Annotated in this window: 20 protein-coding genes; 9 read left to right on the top strand and 11 right to left on the bottom strand. The window is 63.6% G+C overall.

What is annotated here, in order from left to right; genetic code table 11:
* Nucleotides 1-376, bottom strand: a 376-nt coding sequence (locus C404_RS59880; protein ID WP_152524409.1) for a hypothetical protein, incomplete at its 3' end; no start/stop codon positions are given.
* A 148-nt stretch (nt 377-524) separates the two neighbouring features.
* On the opposite strand from C404_RS59880, the gene C404_RS58760 reads away from it, so the two are divergent.
* Complete coding sequence (locus tag C404_RS58760; protein WP_064808017.1) at nt 525-932, top strand: response regulator; 408 nt, start codon at nt 525-527, stop codon at nt 930-932.
* A gap of 8 nt (nt 933-940) precedes the next feature.
* On the opposite strand, the gene C404_RS35715 is transcribed toward C404_RS58760, so the two are convergent.
* The gene (locus tag C404_RS35715) at nt 941-1,705 is read right to left on the bottom strand and encodes a response regulator (RefSeq protein WP_031328895.1); all 765 of its coding nucleotides are present in this window, start codon (nt 1,703-1,705) and stop codon (nt 941-943) included.
* A 393-nt stretch (nt 1,706-2,098) separates the two neighbouring features.
* On the opposite strand from C404_RS35715, the gene C404_RS35710 reads away from it, so the two are divergent.
* Nucleotides 2,099-2,371, top strand: coding sequence for a hypothetical protein (locus C404_RS35710; protein WP_021193527.1), 273 nt, complete (start codon nt 2,099-2,101; stop codon nt 2,369-2,371).
* A gap of 8 nt (nt 2,372-2,379) precedes the next feature.
* On the opposite strand, the gene C404_RS35705 is transcribed toward C404_RS35710, so the two are convergent.
* Nucleotides 2,380-3,246 carry a LysR family transcriptional regulator gene (locus C404_RS35705; protein ID WP_021193526.1) on the bottom strand — a complete coding sequence of 289 codons (867 nt, stop codon included), beginning with the start codon at nt 3,244-3,246 and terminating at the stop codon, nt 2,380-2,382.
* Nucleotides 3,247-3,348: 102 nt separating this feature from the next.
* On the opposite strand from C404_RS35705, the gene C404_RS35700 reads away from it, so the two are divergent.
* From C404_RS35700 to C404_RS35680, 5 genes are all read left to right on the top strand, one after another.
* Nucleotides 3,349-3,975 carry a LysE family transporter gene (locus tag C404_RS35700; RefSeq protein ID WP_021193525.1) on the top strand — a complete coding sequence of 209 codons (627 nt, stop codon included), beginning with the start codon at nt 3,349-3,351 and terminating at the stop codon, nt 3,973-3,975.
* A gap of 61 nt (nt 3,976-4,036) precedes the next feature.
* Complete coding sequence (locus C404_RS35695; protein ID WP_049285715.1) at nt 4,037-4,453, top strand: DUF2946 family protein; 417 nt, start codon at nt 4,037-4,039, stop codon at nt 4,451-4,453.
* A gap of 80 nt (nt 4,454-4,533) precedes the next feature.
* A complete protein-coding gene (locus C404_RS35690) occupies nt 4,534-6,600 on the top strand; it encodes a TonB-dependent copper receptor (RefSeq protein WP_021193523.1) in 2,067 nt (688 codons plus the stop codon).
* Nucleotides 6,601-6,782: 182 nt separating this feature from the next.
* Entirely contained in the window at nt 6,783-7,343 is a 561-nt protein-coding gene (locus C404_RS35685; protein WP_021193522.1) for an HdeD family acid-resistance protein, read from the top strand.
* 12 nt (nt 7,344-7,355) lie between these two features.
* Nucleotides 7,356-8,036: a phosphoribosyltransferase gene (locus tag C404_RS35680; protein WP_021193521.1), complete on the top strand. Its 681-nt coding sequence runs from the start codon at nt 7,356-7,358 to the stop codon at nt 8,034-8,036.
* Between the two features lie 4 nt (nt 8,037-8,040).
* On the opposite strand, the gene C404_RS35675 is transcribed toward C404_RS35680, so the two are convergent.
* From C404_RS35675 to C404_RS35650, 5 genes are all read right to left on the bottom strand, one after another.
* Nucleotides 8,041-9,297, bottom strand: a complete 1,257-nt coding sequence (locus C404_RS35675; RefSeq protein ID WP_021193520.1) for an MFS transporter — start codon at nt 9,295-9,297, stop codon at nt 8,041-8,043.
* A gap of 753 nt (nt 9,298-10,050) precedes the next feature.
* Nucleotides 10,051-11,076: an AI-2E family transporter gene (locus tag C404_RS35665; RefSeq protein ID WP_021193518.1), complete on the bottom strand. Its 1,026-nt coding sequence runs from the start codon at nt 11,074-11,076 to the stop codon at nt 10,051-10,053.
* The gene (locus tag C404_RS35660; protein WP_031328894.1) at nt 11,073-11,735 is read right to left on the bottom strand and encodes a DUF1345 domain-containing protein; all 663 of its coding nucleotides are present in this window, start codon (nt 11,733-11,735) and stop codon (nt 11,073-11,075) included. The genes C404_RS35665 and C404_RS35660 overlap by 4 nt, the downstream gene beginning before the upstream one ends.
* A gap of 80 nt (nt 11,736-11,815) precedes the next feature.
* Entirely contained in the window at nt 11,816-12,133 is a 318-nt protein-coding gene (locus C404_RS35655) for a hypothetical protein (RefSeq protein ID WP_021193516.1), read from the bottom strand.
* Between the two features lie 135 nt (nt 12,134-12,268).
* A complete protein-coding gene (locus tag C404_RS35650; RefSeq protein WP_021193515.1) occupies nt 12,269-12,733 on the bottom strand; it encodes a hypothetical protein in 465 nt (154 codons plus the stop codon).
* 425 nt (nt 12,734-13,158) lie between these two features.
* Here C404_RS35650 and C404_RS60415 point away from each other — a divergent pair, with 425 nt between their 5' ends.
* The gene (locus C404_RS60415; protein ID WP_021193514.1) at nt 13,159-13,326 is read left to right on the top strand and encodes a DUF6726 family protein; all 168 of its coding nucleotides are present in this window, start codon (nt 13,159-13,161) and stop codon (nt 13,324-13,326) included.
* A gap of 402 nt (nt 13,327-13,728) precedes the next feature.
* Here the strand turns inward: C404_RS60415 and C404_RS35645 are convergent, their stop codons facing one another.
* Nucleotides 13,729-14,277: a GNAT family N-acetyltransferase gene (locus C404_RS35645; RefSeq protein ID WP_021193513.1), complete on the bottom strand. Its 549-nt coding sequence runs from the start codon at nt 14,275-14,277 to the stop codon at nt 13,729-13,731.
* A gap of 156 nt (nt 14,278-14,433) precedes the next feature.
* Between C404_RS35645 and C404_RS35640 the strand changes: the two genes are divergently transcribed.
* Nucleotides 14,434-15,411 (top strand): DedA family protein/thiosulfate sulfurtransferase GlpE, encoded by a 978-nt coding sequence (locus C404_RS35640; RefSeq protein WP_021193512.1) that lies wholly within the window; start codon nt 14,434-14,436, stop codon nt 15,409-15,411.
* 391 nt (nt 15,412-15,802) lie between these two features.
* Here C404_RS35640 and C404_RS35635 read toward each other — a convergent pair whose 3' ends face one another.
* Entirely contained in the window at nt 15,803-17,434 is a 1,632-nt protein-coding gene (locus tag C404_RS35635) for a flagellar hook-length control protein FliK (protein ID WP_031328893.1), read from the bottom strand.
* 38 nt (nt 17,435-17,472) lie between these two features.
* Nucleotides 17,473-17,943 carry a flagellar export protein FliJ gene (gene fliJ / locus C404_RS35630; protein WP_021193510.1) on the bottom strand — a complete coding sequence of 157 codons (471 nt, stop codon included), beginning with the start codon at nt 17,941-17,943 and terminating at the stop codon, nt 17,473-17,475.
* Nucleotides 17,944-17,979 lie beyond the last annotated feature (36 nt).

The raw sequence follows: 17,979 nt of genomic DNA, 5'->3' as shown, positions 1-17,979 counted from the left end.
CCAAGGAGCTTGCCACTAGGTGGCCCGATGCATCGTAAAGAAGGAGTGTCTCGAGTTGCGGCGCGTCAGCCATCTGCCGCTGTAGTAAAGCCATCGCGGCGCGGTTCGCGTCCTGGGTGGTCAGCACATGCGTCGACTCAAGCAACACCAGGATCCGCTGCCCCACTTGCATCGCGCCCGCAACATGCTCGGCTGCAGCGGTCGCCAGCAGCGCAAGCTCCCGGTCCCCCATGTCGAGCGCTCGGGCGCGTGAACGCCACACCTCCATTCCGGCAGCACCTGCCAGCACCGCCACAAAAAGCCACCCTGCGATGATGAAGCGCCACAGCGGTTGCGCGCGGAATCCTGCGCGAGCAAGCACGTCTGGATCGGACATGTTGACGGTAGCGTGATGACCTGGACGTCAGGCCGACATTTCAAATGTAATGTTCACGGGCCAGCACGAAACGCTTGCGCAATCGGCCAACGCTGCAATCGAAGCCACAGCGGATACCGTCCGCGCTCCCAACTTGTTGGACTGACCTGTGGCTCTTCCAAACCGCCTGAACATCTTGGTCGTTGAAGACGATCCTTCGATACGCGAACTGATTGCAATGTCTTTGCGCGACGCCGGGCATCACGTCATTGAACGCACGGCGCTCAACGTTAAGGATTCGGTCGATGGACGCGCTGTTTCGCTCGTGGTCGTCGATTGCAACCTACCGGGCAAAGCCGCATCGCGTGCCCAAATTGGGCGCCTGCGTGCACAGTTTCCGTTTGCCTCGTTCATCGCAATCTCTGGTTACTTTCCAGCCCATGCCGCAGGTCATCTGCAATTGGCTGACATGCTAGGAGCCGACGGCGTGTTGGGCAAACCCTTCACGTCTGATGCGCTTGCCGCTTTGGTTGCCGCGCTTGTGACGGTTAGACAGGCTCAACAACCGCAGCGGTAGCCACACCGTCAACCCAGTTCCTTGGCCGTCGTTCGGATGGCAGCTCCTGTCAACTTGTCTACGGGAACGCTAAACACGTAGCCTGCACCGCGGATCGTGCGGATGACCGAGGGATGCGCGGGATCGGGCTCGATCTTTCGCCGCAAACGCAAAATCTGAACGTCGATCGAACGGTCATAAACGTCATCGTAGAGCCGGCTCGATTCCAGAAGCTGGTCTCGGGACAGCACATGGCCCGGCGCAGCGAGAAACGCGTTCAGCAGGCAGAACTCGCCGTTGGTCAGCTCGACAGCGGCACCTGCTGGATCGGTCAGCTTTCGGGTGCCGATATTGAGCTCCCACCCTGCAAACCGATAGGCCCTTGCATCGGTGGTTCTTCCGACCGACGGCGCCATCGCACTGGCGCGTCTGAGCAGCGCACGCACACGTGCCAGCAACTCACGAGAACTGAACGGCTTAGTCAGATAGTCGTCCGCACCCAGTTCGAGGGCCATCACGCGGTCGGCTTCATCGCGTTTTCCCGAGACGATCATGATGGGAAGGTTTGACTGCTCACGCAGTGCGCGCGCAATCTGCACGCCATCCTCGCCAGGCATGCGCAGATCCAGAATCACGAGGTCAATGGCGAACATCTCGAGCGCCGCATTCATCTCTTTTCCGCTGGATGCTGCAGTGACCCGGATGTCGTTTTCGCCAAGGTATCCGGTAAGCAGTTCGCGGATTGCGGGATCGTCATCGACGACCAGCACATGAGGAAGATTGTCGTCCGCCATCGCGCGAGCACATGAAGTCAATCTGTAGAAAGAATAGCGCCGGCATCGATATTCAGACACCCGGCGCGCCGTGCTTGCAGCCGCGGATTCTGATTGCCTGATCAACGATGCAAAGCGCGGCCAAGCCACCTCTCTTGTGCAGGCGGCTCGCTACGGTTGCCGCTATTGTCGTTTGCAAATCGGCGGCGTGGCATATCGGAAGACGCAAATGCCGGTGAATAAAGCTCACGGGTTGCATGCGCGGATTTTTACGGCGCCGTCTGATGTGTCCACCAGCGCCGGGCATTAAGTCGCCCATCTCATGAATTGAGTCACCCGATACAACACCGTCCTTGAATTCTGCAAATAACTGTATATATTTACAGTACCTGTACATTCATACAGCTATCCACCATGGACGACCTGATCCGCATCGAAAACGAGTACGACCGCCAAACCGTGGCGTGGCTGCGCAATCGCCTGGGCGATCAAGCCCTGTGCGAAGTCGTCATGCGCATGGAAGGACACGGTCGCCCGTATGTGTCAGAGGTGTGCCGCACGCTGGGTGTGACGCGTCCGCCATATCAACGAGTCTCGCGCGCACGGCCACTCAATCGTGCCGTGGGTGAGGCGTATCTCGCCACCATCCGCGGCATTCTGGGCGCGGGCCGGCACGCGGCGGCATAACGGCAGCGTCAGTCTGACAACGAGGCGGCAGTCTCTTCACGCAGCCAGGCGAGCCATGCAGCAGCCGGGCTGTCGGGCGTAATCGGCACGCTCGACAGCAGGCAGTACGCAGACCCATCACGCTGGAAGCCGTCCGGCGCCACCAGTCGCCCATCTTTCAGGTCGTCACCCGCCATCAGCTTTGAGGCGATGGCGGTGCCTTGCCCGGCCAACGCGGCCTGCAAGCTCAAATAGAAGTGTTCATAGCGCGCCTCGGACAACCGCCCGCGCGGACGCGGCATACCGCTGATGCGCCACCACGTCTGCCAGGCGTCGGGGCGCGTGGCGGTGTGCAACAGACGTTTGCATGCTGCGGCATCGGCATGCGGCGCATGCACAGGGCCAATCCATTCCTCGCAGATGGGCTCGGCGTGCACGTGTGCTGGCCATGCAAAGTCATTGCGGCGCAGGGCAACGTCGACACCCGTGCGCGCAAAATCGATCGGGCCACCTGCCGCGAACAAGTGCACCTGGATGGAGGGATGCCGCGCCTGAAAGCGTGACAGGCGCGGAATCAACCACCGCATCGCCAGCGTCGGTTCGCACGAAACCACCAGCGCGGAAGACGTTGCGCGGCGTGCAATCCGGTCAAGGCTTTCTGTGAGGATGGAGAACGCATCGACGGCCGCCAAGCGCAGTTGTTCTCCCGCAGGCGTCAGGAAGACGGCCCGGTTGCGCCGCTCGAACAAGTCCACCCCCAGCGATTCCTCCAACTGCCGTATCTGGCGGCTGACGGCACCATGTGTCACGTGCAATTCCTGCGCAGCGCGCACGAAGCTGCCGTGTCGGGCTGCGGCTTCGAACACACGCAAGGTATTGAGCGGCGGAAGTGCCATCTGTCAGTTTTTCTCACTGAAAAACGGCATCATAAATCGATTTTCAGGGATGTCCCATTCGCCCAGAATCGGCGCATCCCCACTTTCCTTCGAGCGCCTGACATGGCCGAACTCTTTGCCGTTGCCGTCATCACCATCTTGGCCGTCATCAGCCCAGGGGCGGATTTCGCCATGGTCACGCGCAACAGCTTGCTGTATGGCCGGCGTGCTGGCGTGCTCTGCGCACTGGGCATTGCGCTGGGTGTACAGGTGCACGTGTTCTACACGATGTTCGGCGTGGGTCTGCTGATTGCGCATGCGCCGGCGCTCTTGCATGGCATCAAGCTGGTCGGCGCGGCGTATCTGGTGTGGATCGGTTGGAAGACGCTGTCGGCCAAGCCGGTGTCCGTGGGCAGGACAGCGGATGACGGCACGGGCAGCCACACGCTGTCGGCCGGCGCGGCACTGCGCATGGGGTTTCTCACGAATGCGCTCAACCCGAAGACGACATTGTTCGTCGTCAGTACGTACACGCAGGTTGTTCACCCAGGCACACCGCTGGCGGCACAGTTCGGCTACGGGCTCTTCATGTCGGTTGCGCACGCGGCGTGGTTTGCATTGGTGGCAACGGTGTTTGCGTCGGGTGCGTTGCGGCGCTCGCTGCTGGCACGGCAGCAGATGGTCGATCGCGTAATCGGCGTGATCCTGATCGGGCTAGGCCTGGCACTGGGGTTCGCACGGCTGGCGTAGTGCCTGCGGCACGGGGTCGCAGCAAAGTTACCGATTGCTGAGCCGGCAGTATCCTCGCGCGATGTCCGCCCGCCGCCTCGTCTGGAAACCTTTTCCCCGCCTGCATCTTGCCGGTGGGCGCGCGGTTGCGTGGTTACTGCTGTGGGCTTACCTGCTAGCCACCGCATGGATGCCGCTGGCGCATGCCGCACGCGCGCATGCCGAGCAATTGCCGGTGACGTTGTGCTCCGCGCACGGCACGGGCGTGATGATCATCCCGCTGTCCGATCCGGGTGAGCGCAAGCGTGTCGAGCAATCCATGTCGGCGCCTGCGTGCTGTGGCGCGTGCGTCGTCATGGCAGACATCGCGCCCACGCTCGATATCGATACACCCAACGCGCCGGCCTTGCTGGGCAGTGTCAGCGCAACGGACATCCTCACACCTCGCCTTGCCACACCTGCGCCGCAACGGCGCGCCCGCGGCCCACCGCTGGGTTGATCCCCCCCATCTCAAGACACCTTCGCCCGCGCCGCGTAGTTGCGGCGGCGGGCTTCACCCATTTCGTCTTTGTCTTTCTCATGAAGCTGGATCACCCACACTCCGGGCGGCACGCTGTTGCCCTGGCGGTTGCCGCGCTGTCGTCCATGTCCGTCGCCCACGCGGCGGAGCCCACGCCACCTGAAATCGACCTGGCGACCACGATGGTGATTGCACCGCCGCCATCGTCGCCGCTGACCATCGTCACCGACCCGAAATCGCCACGCCAGCCGCTGCCCGCCAGCGACGGTGCCGACTACCTCAAGACCATCCCCGGCTTCACGTCCATCCGCAGCGGCGGCACCAATGGCGATCCGGTGCTGCGCGGTATGTTCGGCTCGCGGTTGAACATCCTCACCAACGGCACGTCGATGCTGGGCGCGTGCCCCAACCGCATGGATGCGCCCACGTCGTATATCTCGCCCGAGAGCTACGACAAGCTGACCGTCATCAAAGGGCCGGAATCGGTGATCTACGGGCCGGTCGGCTCGGCGGGCACCGTGCTGTTCGAGCGCAATACCAAGCGCTTTACCGAGCCCGGCACGCGCTTTGACGGCAGCGTGGTCGGCGGGTCCTTCGGCCGCAATGACCAAAATGCCGATTTCACCGCCGGCACGCCCGACGCCTATGCGCGCATCACCGCCAACCACGCGCACCAGCAGGACTACAAAGACGGCAACGGCAACACCATCCCCTCGCAATGGGACAAGTGGAACGTCGACACCGCGCTCGGCCTCACCCCTGACGACCACACGCGCCTGGAGCTGACCGCCGGTACCGGCGATGGCTACGCGCGCTATGCCGGACGCGGCATGGACGGCGCACACTTCCGCCGCGAGAGCGTGGGGCTGCGCTTTGACAAATCGCACATCGGTGAAGTCCTGCAGCGCATCGAGGCGCAGCTCTACTACAACGATGCCGACCACGTGATGGACAACTTCACGCTGCGCAAACCCGACCCGATGAGCAGCATGCCGATGGGCATGGCTGCCGACGTGGGCCGACGCACGGTCGGTGGGCGCGTGGCCGCCACGCTGCGCTGGGCCGACGCGCTGCAGCTCGTCACCGGCCTGGACATGCAGACGAGCCGGTTGCGCTCACGTAGCGGCACAGAAATGGTGTCGTACAGCAGCCAATCGTGGGTGCCCAGCGCCAGCTTCTTCAACACCGGCGCCTTTGGCGAGCTGACCTGGTTTGCAGCCGAGCACCAGCGCGTGATTGCCGGCGCGCGCATCGACCAGGCCAGCGCGCGCGATGATCGCGCATCGATCAACAGCATGATGGGCAGCCGCCCCAACCCGACCGCGGGCCAAGACCGCTCACGCACGCTGCCCAGTGGCTTTGTTCGCTACGAGCACGACGTATCCGGCGTGCCCGCCACGCTGTACGCTGGTGTTGGGCACGCGGAGCGCTTTCCGGATTACTGGGAGCTGATCTCGCCGAGCATGGGCCCCACGGGCTCCGTCAACGCGTTCTCCGCTATTCGGCCAGAGAAGACCACGCAGCTCGATATCGGGGCGCAGTACAAGAGCGCGCGCTTTGATGCGTGGGTGTCGGCGTATGCAGGTGTGGTCAACGACTTCATCCTCTTCAACTACCGCCCCGGCATGATGGGGCCGATGTCACAAACGACCAACGTAGATGCTCGCATTGCCGGCGGCGAGATCGGCGGAACATGGCGCGTGAGCAATGCATGGCGCGTGGATGGTGCGCTCGCGTATGCGTGGGGACGCAACAGCAGCACCGGACAACCGCTGCCGCAAATGCCGCCGCTCGATCTGCGCCTGGGCGTCGAGTACGAGCGCGGGTCGTGGTCGGCTGGCGGCCTGTGGCGCGTGGCGGCGGCACAGCACCGCTACGCGTTGAACCAGGGCAACGTGGTCGGCCAGGACTTCGGGCCGAGTGCTGGCTTTGGTGTGTTGTCGCTGCATGCGGGCTATGCCGTCAGCAAGACCGTGCGCGTGGCGGTGGGCGTCGACAACGTGCTGAACAAGGCTTACACCGAGCACCTGAACCTGGCCGGCGATGCAGGTTTCGGCTTTCCGGCACGTTCGCCCATCCCCGAGCCGGGGCGCACCGCGTGGGCACGCGTGAGCATCAAGATGTAGCGCGGTATTGCGCCGCGTGCACATTGCGCGAGGGAATTCGCCAAATGTGACCCCGTAGGCGCACAAAATCACCGCGCCTGCATTGAGGCTCGCAACACTCTGCACTACCTTGGAACCATCAGCGATCGCTCGCCGCGCCCGGCGCGCGGTCGCTTTTCGTTTTCGACCAAGGAGTGTTGTTCATGCTGCATATGCTTTCCAAATTGTGGTGGGTGCTCGCGCTGCGCGGGCTATGTGCGTTGGCCATCGGGGTTGGCGCGTTCGTGGTGCCGGCGGCAACGCTGGCTGCGCTGGTTCTGGTGTTTGGTGTCTATGCGCTGGTGGAGGGTTGCCTGCTGCTGGCAACAGCCTTCGGCGGCCAGCACCGCAGCCACGATCGCTGGCCGACCTTGCTGCAGGGGTCGTTGGGCGTGGCGGTGGGTGTGCTGACGCTCTTCAACCCGGCCGTCACCGCGCTGGGGCTGCTGCTGTACATCGCCGCGTGGTTGCTCGCGCAGGGCGTGCTGCAAATCGTGGTGGCCATGCGCCTACGTGAAGAACTGCACGGCGAATGGTGGTTGATCCTTGGCGGCATCGCCAGCGTGCTGTTGGCGGGCGTCCTGCTGTGGCGCCCCGAGGCAGGTGTGCTGGCCGTACTGTGGTGGATTGGCGCGTGGGCCATCGTGTGGGGTATCACGCTGATCTTTGCCGCGCTGCGTGTGCGCAAGTGGGGCCGCAGCGGCTCAGCACGCGCCTTCGCTTAGCGCCGTGCCGTCATGCGCGCGCCTTCTTGTGATCGATTCCGTGATCGCGCAGATGCCGGCCGGCAACTCGCCGCTGCGCTCGCAGCGCTCGACCTTCCTGTGCCGCGAATCGTGCTGGCACTGCCGCGCGGCGGTGTGCCGGTCGGCTATGCGATTGCGCAAGCGTTGAACGCAATGCTCGGCGTGCTGCTGGTGCGCAAGCTCGGTGCACCGTGGCAGCCCGAGCTGGCGCTCGGTGCGCTGGCCGATTGCGGTGCGGGTCTACCGCCGCATATCGAGTGGAACACTGAACTGCTCGATGCCATCGCCCCTTCGCAGGCGTATCTGGACGAGGTGACGGCGCAAGAGCTGACAGAACTGGAACGCCGCCGCACACGCTACGGCGTCGTACCTTTGCCGCTGGCGGGCGCGACCGTCATCGTGACAGACGACGGCATTGCAACCGGGGCAACCGTGCGTGCAGCACTGGCTGCGGTGCGCCGTGCCAAACCCGGGCGCCTTGTGCTGGCGGTTCCCACCGCGCCCAAGACCACTTGGCAGGCGTTGCGCACCGAGGTGGATGACGGCGTGTGCCTCATCGCTCCCCCTGACTTCAGCTTCCAGGCCGTCGGGCAGTACTACGACAATTTCGATCAGACCGAAGACAGTGAAGTGATGGCGTTGCTGGCCAATGCCCGGCAACACCATCACTAGCCCATCATGCCGTCTGCAAACGCTGCTTGCGCTCGATGTCCGGCAGGAACACCGTCAGCAGGCCGATGAGCGGCAGGAACGAGCAGAGGTGGTAGACGTTGTAGATGTCGGTGGCGTCCGCCAGCTTGCCGAGCACGGCAGCGCCGATCCCGCCCAGCCCGAACGCAAACCCGAAGAACATGCCCGACACCATCCCCACCTTGCCGGGAATCAGCTCCTGCGCATACACGAGGATGGCCGAGAACGCCGAGGCCAGCACCAGCCCGATGATCACCGTCAGCACCGCCGTCCAGAACAGGTTGGCGTACGGCAGCATCAGCGTGAACGGCGCCACACCCAGGATCGACACCCAGATCACCACCTTGCGGCCCACGCGGTCGCCAATCGGGCCACCGACGATCGTGCCCACCGCCACCGAGAACAGGAAGAGGAACAGGAACAGTTGCGAGGTCTGCGCCGACAGGTGGAACTTGGTGATCAGGTAGAACGTGTAGTAGCTGTTCAGGCTCGCCAGGTAGAAGTACTTGGAGAACAACAGCACGACCAGCAGCGTCATCGCAAACGCCACCTGACGGCCCGACAGCTTGACCGCCGCATGCGCGCGGCCACCCGCCTTGCGACCATGCCCTACAGCGCGTTCACGCTTGTACCAGCCGCCCACGTGATACAGCACGAAGATGGCGATGAGCGCAGCAATCGAGAACCACGCCAAGCTGTGCTGACCATACGGCATGATGATGAGCGCCGCCAACAACGGGCCCATTGCGCTGCCCGCGTTGCCGCCCACCTGGAACAGCGATTGCGCCAGACCGTGCCGGCCGCCCGAAGCCATGCGCGCCACGCGTGACGATTCCGGATGGAAGATCGACGAGCCCGTCCCCACCAGCGCGGCCGCCAGCAGCAGCGTGCCAAAGTTGGGCGCCACCGACATCAGCAGCAGCCCCACCAGCGTAAAGCCCATGCCCACCGACAACGAATACGGCTTCGGATGCTTATCGGTATAGAGGCCGACCATCGGCTGCAGCAGCGACGCCGTAATCTGATACACGAGCGTGATCAGCCCGATCTGCGAGAAATCGAGATGGAAGTTGCCCTTGAGCAGCGGATAGATCGCCAGGATCAACGACTGCATCATGTCGTTGAGGAAGTGCGCGAAGCTGATAGCGCCGATCACGCCAAAGCCGGTCTTGTCTGCCTGCGCGGCTGGGGTTGCTGCGGGGTTGGCCAAATCCGCGGCTGGGCCATTTGCGGTGGTTTGCATGATGGTTTTTGTGGAGAAAGGAATTCAAGCGAGGAACGCTCAATCATGCGCTCAAACGGTGCAGGCTTGTTGCCGCAAATTCGACAACGATTAGCGCAAACCAGACAAATTATTGTCCAGGCAGAAGCGTCACCATATACCGCGCCGTTTCACCAGAATCCCTCCCTCAAACCCCCGCAAACCCCCACCGCACTTGCCTTGGCAGACAGCTAACCTGTTAGCCATTTTCGTGCACGAGGCTCGTCCGTTCGTAGCATGGCTCGCCAGGAGGCGCTTTCTATACTCGCCAGCATGGACTGCGGTACGACGCCAGCAACGCAAACAGCGCCAGCACCGACAGCCAGACGGACCCGGCGCATGCGCGGCCCCACCAGCCAGCGCATGTGCACGATCTGCACACCGAATCGGTGACCGGCGCCCCAGAGACTTGGCCGCCGCACACCGGCCAGTCATGGGAGGGGAGCCATGAAAATCCTGATAACGGGAACGCACTACCGCGCGATGGGAGACCTCTTCTATCAGGCCTTGCTCGACGACCGTGTCATCTGCTGCTTCGTAACCTCCGAAGCCGTGGACGTGAGCGGCAACGCCATGCATCCGTCGCCCGCCACCGCCTCCCCGTGTACCGACCCTCGGCTCGCTGACGTCTCTCGGTCAGCGAGTTATTGCGCGCCCCTCGTCCCGTAGGGCGCGCTCTTTTCTGCCGATGCCGTCAGCGCGGGGGCGCTGGCGGATCACCCCGGAACCGACGCTTCAGCCGATCAGCCCGGCGTCCGTCAGTTCGCGTTTCATGTAGGCATACAGCACCGGCGCGGCAATCACGCCGCCCACCCCGAACAGAGCTTCCATCACGATCAGCGCGAGAATCAGCTCCCAGGCACGCGCATCGATGCGGCTGCCGATGATGCGCGCGTTCACGAAGTACTCCAGCTTGTGCACCACCACCAGGAAGACGAGCGACGCCACCGCCAGCTCCAGCGATGCCGTCACGCTCATCAGCACGATGGCCGTGTTGGAGATCAGGTTGCCTGCCACCGGAATCAGCCCGGCCACGAAGGTCAGCAGGATCAGCGACTTGGAATACGGCACGTGCTGCCCGAACAACGGCAGCGCCCCCAGCAGGTAGATGGCCGCCAGCGCCGTGTTGAGCGCGGAGATCTTCACTTGCGCAAACACCACCGCCTCGAACGCAGCCGTCAGCCGCCCCAACCGGTTCAGCAGGGCCGCAGCCAGCGGCTTGTGACGTGCCGGATCCGGCGTGTCAGACCACGCCACCATCGCCCCCAGGATCAGCCCGACCAGCATCAGCGCGCTGGCACGCAACCCATCGATACCGATGGTCGACACTTGGTGCCCATGCTCCTTGAGCATCTGCACGAGCTGCACACGCAGCTCAGACACGGACTGCGGTACATAGTCGACCACTGCAGCCGGCAGCGATTCACGCAGGTTGTCGAGCACATCGGCAATGCGCGTGAGCATGCCCTCAAGCCCGTGGCCGTGTTCGACCAGGCGGCCGATCCCGATGCCCAGCCCGGCAAGAATCAGTGCGGCGATCAGGAACACGCCGCCCACCGCAATCGCCTTGGCGCTCTTGGACAGCGTGCGCCGCTCACGCAGGCGCACCTCCAGCTTGCGCGCGAGCGCATAGACAAGAAAGCCGGCAATGGCCGCCGGCAGCAGATGCAGCCACAACACGGCCGCGATCATGGCGGCCACCAGTACATAGCTGACGATATCGATGGTGCGGGAATGCATGGGCGGAGGAAGCTTCGTCATGAAAACAGACCGGCAGCAATGTTGATGGAGAGCGCGAGGATGCTCGTATTAAAAAAGAACGACAGCAGCGACTGCCCGAGCACCGCCCGCCGCATGGTGCGCGAGCGGATAGCGACGTCGGCCGTCTGGCTGGCGACCGCGATCGTAAAGGAGAAGTAGAGAAAATCCCAGTAATCGGGCTCGATCTCCCGGTCGGGAAACACCAGCGTCGGCGCGTTCGGCTTGTGGTAGTACAAATGCGCGTAATGCACGGTGAACATCATCGGCACCATCAGCCAGGCACCCACCACCGTCACGCCGGTCAACGCGTAGTGCCACGCCTGTGCGTGCCCCGCTGACTTGGCCGTGACCAGCTCAAAGGCAATCGCCACCATGCTGGCGACCACGCCCAGGCAGACCACCGCCAGCACCGCCGAGGCGCGCTCATCCTCACGACGGGCCACAGCACGAATGCGCCGCGGATCGGCCTTGAGCATCATCACCGATACCAGCAACAAATACGTCCACACGGCAACGTCCCAGCCGAGCAGCGCGCGCGTCAGCCAACCATGTGTGGGTATCAGCACAGCAACAACGATGCCCAGTGCGAATGCGCCCAGCAGGCGCGGCCGTGATGAGGCGAAGCGGGGGATCGGAAAGGACTCGTCCTGGGGGTTCACATGGGCCTCGTGCGTGCGTTCTGGCAAGGCGACATGGTAGCTGCTCAGGCCTGAACGCCCAATGCCGGTTCAGAGCCGCTTCAGGACGACGTGAGCATCGATGCGAACGAACGCCTGCACTTCTCCTTCACACGCTCGTGCGTCTTCAGTTGCTCGGCAGTGATGATGGCTTCCGGATAGACGCGGCACATGCCGACGATGGCGATATCCAGCGAGTCCGACGAACCGGCCTGGAACTCGAATTGCTCGAGCACCGTGTCATCCGTATCGCGCACGGTGATCTGGAACGGGCCAGGCGTCACGAAGGTGGTACAGCCAGCCAGCATCGTGGCCGCCACGCCCAGAGCGATGCAGACGGTAGAACGGACTGTGCGAACGGGGCGGCGGGCACGGATCATCGAGGGGGTTTCAGGCGTGAAATGCTAGTGAGACGCGCGGACACGATATCGGTTCGCAACAAAACAAAAACGCCCGCATCGTGCGGGCGTTCTGTGAATCAGGTGTGGCAGGCCGCCATCGCGGCGGCTGCAACCTTAGGCGTTGGCGCCATCGGTGAACGTGTTGAACTTGTCGCCAACCTTGGCGCCTTCGGTGTAGGTGTCGAACTTGCCGGCACGGGCCAGTGCGCCCTCGGTGTACGGGTCAAACTTGCTGCCGGCCTTGGCACCTTCCGTGTAGGTGTCGAACTTGCCAGCGCGGGCCAGTGCGCCTTCGGTGTACGGATCGAACTTGCTGCCGGCCTTGGCACCTTCCGTGTAGGTGTCGAACTTGCCGGCACGGGCCAGTGCGCCTTGGCTGTACACATCAAACTTGTCGCCCACCTTTGCGCCTTCGGTGTACGGATCGAACTTGCTGCCTGCCTTCGCGCCTTGCGTGTAGACGTCGAAACGTTGGCCGGCTGCGGCGCCTTGGGTATACACGTCGAACTTGGTAGCCGCCAGGGCCGGCACGGTGGCCAGGGCGATCAGGGCAGCGATCAGGGTGCGTTGGGCTTTCATGATGTCTTCTCCGGGATGGGCGCAGCGCGTCAGGCAGTGTCCGGTACTTCTCTTGGACTGTTTCGCTGCGGCGCCGCATTCGATGGAGTCATCGTAGGCGAGCCTGTTCAGACAATAAATGTCGCAACAGACAATTTATTGTTGCGATATCTGAAATTGCGGGAAAACCCGCATCACCGCTGGCTTTGTGGCTTACAGCAAGGCGTGGCGGGTTTATTTGCGCAAACCAGAGATGTGACTTTTTCGACAAAAGTCAGCTTTGTACGCCCGCCGAACGCTTCGGATTGCTTCACTTTCGTGCGATGCACAAATCACACACACGCCGCACAGATTGTCATTTCGCGATACAAACACGCACAGGTTTGTAGGCGGGCCTGTGTCACACTGCGCGGCATTCGCTTTCGACTTCTTCACCCCCACACACGATGAAACGCATTCTGCTGGCCGCAGCCCTTCTTGGCACTGCACTCCTCTCTGGCTGCGGTGTGGTGGCTGCCCCTTGCCGGATCGCCTCGGCCGGGCTGAAGATGGTGCCACTGGTGGGGCACGTGGCTGCGGCCCCCACCGATGCCTGTGCGGACATCATCGATTGAAAACAAAAGGCGCACGTCATCGTGCTGCGTACCCACCTATCTGGAAGCGAAAAACTTGCATTCGCGAATCGATCGTGTGGTCAGCATGCCGCAGGGCGATTTGGAACCCGCCCGCGCGGGCTAAGCGCTAGGCCAGCCACAGCGATACCCAAGCGTGCTGTGGCGAGTCGATAGGCGTCACTTCGTCCGCTTGTACTTGGGATAGGTTCGCGGGATACCGCAGACCACAGGCATAGCTAGTGCCGATCGCAACATAGCGGCTCCGCTCGCGGTGACCATGAGATTCCGCGACACTGGAATCTACAGCTTGTCGACGCGCAATTTTGGAGCAGGCGCAACGGCGTGAATATCACGCTCCCTAATAGCGATGTCACGACGGTGCTCGAATCACGTCACGGCCTATTACAACGCTCGCTGCATGAGCAAGCAGTCCAGCCAACGCCCGAACTTGTAGCCCACCTTCTCCAGCACGCCCACCTCGCGAAACCCGCAGCGCGCGTGCAGCTTGGCGGACCCAGGGTTCTCATGCCCGCCGCCCACCACGGCCACCATCTGCTTGAACCCGCGTGCCTGGCATTCCGCAATGAGCGTCTGCAGCAGCAACGTACCGACGCCCCGCCCTTGCGCGGCCGCATCCAGATAGATCGAGTCTTCCACCGTATTGCGATACGCGGGCCGCGCGCGGTGTGGGCCTGCGTAGGCGTAGCCGAGCAATTGGCCGTCGGCCTCGGCCACGATGTAGGGCATGCCGACGTCTTGCAGCGCCTGGAAGCGGCGCGTCATCTCCATCAGGTCGGGCGGGTCGACCTCAAAGCTGGCTGAGCCGAACAGCACGTGCTGCGTGTAGATGGTGACGATGACCGGCAGGTCAGCCAGCGTGGCCGGGCGGATGCTGACGGCGTCAACGCCGGAGGCAACGTCAGAAGCATTCGTGGGGGATGCAGAGGACATGGCGGCAGATACGTGCGCGAAAGCGTTATTGTCATGCCAATTTCACATGCCCGACACGCCGCCCAATAGTCCATACAGGTATGCCTATCGGACGACGCCAGAATGCGGTAACTTGGCAAACGCATCTGCCTGCCGCGCGCCTTCCGCTTTCCTCCTATGCACGACCTGTTCCCCCTCCTTGCCGAATACGGTGCGTTTGCCGTGTTCCTGAACGTGCTGCTCACGCAGGCCGGCGCGCCGCTGCCCGCCGTGCCAACGCTGCTGGTGGGCGGCGCGCTTACCATGATCGGCCCGCTGCACTTCATGGAGTTGCTGCCCGCCGCCATCACCGGCGCACTGCTGGGTGATGCGCTGTGGTACGTGGCGGGCAAGCGCTACGGTCGGCACGTGATGGCCCTGCTGTGCCGCGTGTCGTTGTCGCCTGACTCGTGCGTGCGGCGCACGCGCACGCAGTTCGAGCGCTGGGGTGCACCGCTGCTGCTGATTTCGAAATTTGTGCCGGGGCTGTCGACGGTGTCGTCCGCGCTGCTGGGCACAATGCGCACGCCATTCAGCGTGTTCGCAGGGTACAACCTGGCCGGCTCGGCACTCTGGGCGGCAATCTGGCTGATGCTCGGGCGCATGGCGCATGACAGCATCGACCAGGCGCTGCGGTTGCTCGACCAGCTTGGCAGCCGCGCCATCCTGCTGATCGTGGTGCTGGCGGCGCTCTACGTAGCCGGGCGATGGCTGCAGCGCTGGCGTTTTCGCAAGATGCTGGAGATGGTGCGCATCTCGCCCGACGAATTGCACGCACTGATCGAATCGGGCTCGGCGCCGGTCATCATCGACGTGCGCAGCGACAGCTCACGGCAACTGCAGCCGCAGCGCATTCCGGGCGCAATGCTGTACGACATGTCGAGCAAGCACAACGCCATCGAGATCGATGGCCCCGACCGCGAGGTCATCATCTACTGCGCCTGCCCCAACGAGGCCTCCGCCATCATGGTGGCGCGCACGCTGATCGGCCGGGGCTTCAAGCACGTGCGGCCGCTGCACGGCGGCATCGATGCGTGGGTGGAACGCGGCTACGGCGTGGAGCACGTGGTCTCCGTATCGCCGGACACACTCACCGCGGCTGAGGCGCGCGCCTGAGCGTGTACCCGAGTGCGCGCCTCTTGTGGTGCCACACATTCGGGCGCCACAAAAACAAAAAGCGCACCTTTCAGTGCGCTCTCCCGTAAGTACGGCAAACATGCGGTGCGCCAGCCCCCCGGCTCGGACACGCCGCATCGGTCCGTTTGCATCCACCCGAAGGCGGATGTGGCGAAGTGATCCCCGTTTGATCCCGTCTTCGCCGGTCGGACTTGACCCCCTTGTTATTCATCGCAAAGCCGCCGTTGCTGCTGGGGCATTCGCGTTGTTATTTCCCGTCCTTCTCTGCTTTCGTCGCCTTAACTTTCGTCACTCAGGCTGGCCATTGTCATGGCACTCCTGAGGAGTAACGGCGGGTCCTCACAAAACTTTAGGAGTTGCCCCGCTGCTGTCATGCAAACGTGTCGATGGCACCGTCGTGGCTGGAGACGCGCTGCGGTGCAGCGGCCACGGTGCTGGTGGTATCGGCCCGACCCTGTGCGTTGCCGCCAAAGCGGCTGCCGTTGCCACCGTTGCCCGAGCCATTGCCCTGTGCGGAGGCACCCTGCCAGGCGCCCTGCTGCTGGCTGAAATCGCCCGTGCTGACAGTCGTTTGCGCAAGCTGCATGCCGCCTTGCTGCATGGCATCACGCAGACGCGGCATGGAGTCCTGCACGAGTTCGGCTACGGCCTGGTGCTGGCATACGAAGCTGGCATTGACGGCACCGTTGTCGACATCCAGCTTGACGTGCAGCCCGCCCAGTTCCGCCGGGTTCAACTGCAGTTCGGCCGACGACTGACGGTGTACCTGCATGAAGGCAAGCTGGCTCGCCATGCTTTGCGGCCAGGCGGCATCGCCAAACGTGGGCAGCGTGTGAACCTGCGCCGGCGTAATGGCGGCGCCGGCAATATTGCCCGCCGCGCCCGCGGTGCCAATCGCAAAGGTCGGTGCCGCAGCGATGGCATTGCCATCCGCACGCGCCAGAACACCCTGGAACTGCGTGCCGCTGCCCTGTGCATCCGCCTGCGTGCCGGTGTTGCCACCATTGCCCGTGCGGCTGTTGGCATCGGCCACGGCAGCCGCGGCGGTTTGCGAGACGTTGTTTTGCGTGCTGGATTCCGCACGCTTGGGCAAGCCATGCTCGCCGTTGGCGTTTTGCGTTGACGCGGCACTGCCAAGCTGGCGCACTGCTGGCGGCGTATTGTCAGACACGGCACGCGTGCGCGCCAGAGTCTGGGCCAGCGTGTTGCCATCGGGCAGCGGCGTTGCGGGTGGCGTTGGCGTGCTGCCGTTGGCAGCGGCACCAGCGGCCTGGGCCGTATTGGCGCCCTTGGCCGCCTGCAGCGCTGCCTGACCAGCCGGCGTGGTTGCGGCGGCATCTGCAGCAGCATCGGCACCACCCTGCGCGCCATTGGCGGCAGCGCTCAGTGCGGCCAGTGCGGCGGCATCGGTTGCAGTTGGATTACCGGCGCCTTGTACGGCCGTGGTGCCGGTATTGGTATTGGCATTGGTATTCGACTGTGTGCCGGGCTGTGTCGCTGGCTGGGTTGTTGCCGATGCGGCAGCAGTCTGCTGGGCAACTTGCTGCGCCGCCTGTTGAGCCGCCTGGCGGGCGGCCTCAATCTGGGCAGCCAGTTGCGCGGCAGGATCCACAACGGCTTGCGCCGCAGCGGCATCCAGGTCCTTGGCATCGGCAGGTTGCGTCGGCTTGGCGCTGGCAGCGTCCTGCGTGCCGGATGCCGGCACGGTTTGAGGAAGCGCCGTCGCAGCCGGTTTGATGTCTTGGCTATTGCGCGCGCCGGCGTTTGCAGCGTCCTTGCGAGCGATATCTGCGCGGCGGCTGGCCGCGTCGTCAGCGGCCGACTGTGCATCGGCTCGACGGCGCGCTGCATCCTGCGCCATGCGATCTGACAGCAGGTTGCCGAACGTATCGCCGTTGGACGACGATGCACTCTGCGACTTGTCGGCGGCAGCATTGTTGCTGGCAGACAGCATGCCGCTCAGGTCTTGCGCGGCGGTGTTGGGGGTAGCACTCAAACCCACGTTGGCTCCGTCTTCCATCTGCGTACGTATACGCGTGTTCAGTTGCCGCCCTGCGCCGCACGCATGCGGATCACCTTGGCGGCGTGTTCGTCGTTCTCGCGCTGGTCGCGGCGCTCCTGATCCAGGCGCAGTTCTTCCATGTGCCGCTGGCGCAGGATGTCGAACGATTGCTCGCGGCGTTGCTTCTCGATCCAGTTGGCGCGGCTCGCTTCGAGCTGGCTCTCCAGCGCGTTGATCGTGCCCTTCTGCTGGTCCACGGCGGCGCCCAGCCGGTCAATGAACGCGGTGTAGTTGCGCAGGCGCGTGATGTCGATGCCACCCTCGGCGTTGGCCGTGTTCAGCATCTGCTGGTGATAGTTGTTGCGGTAGTCGGACAGCAGGGCCAGCTTCTGGGTGGCAGCCTCGCGCGTGTTCATCAGGCGGCCGACTTCCTGCGTGGCTTTTTCGGTGTCCTTCTGGGCCAGTTCCAGCACCGTACTGAGGCGGAACGGCTTACTCATGGTGGTCATGGTCGAACCTCCAGATTTCCACTACATCAACCCATC

The organism is Ralstonia sp. AU12-08 (genome assembly GCF_000442475.1).
GTDB lineage: Bacteria > Pseudomonadota > Gammaproteobacteria > Burkholderiales > Burkholderiaceae > Ralstonia > Ralstonia insidiosa.
This window is presented reverse-complemented; position numbering and strand designations above follow the sequence as displayed.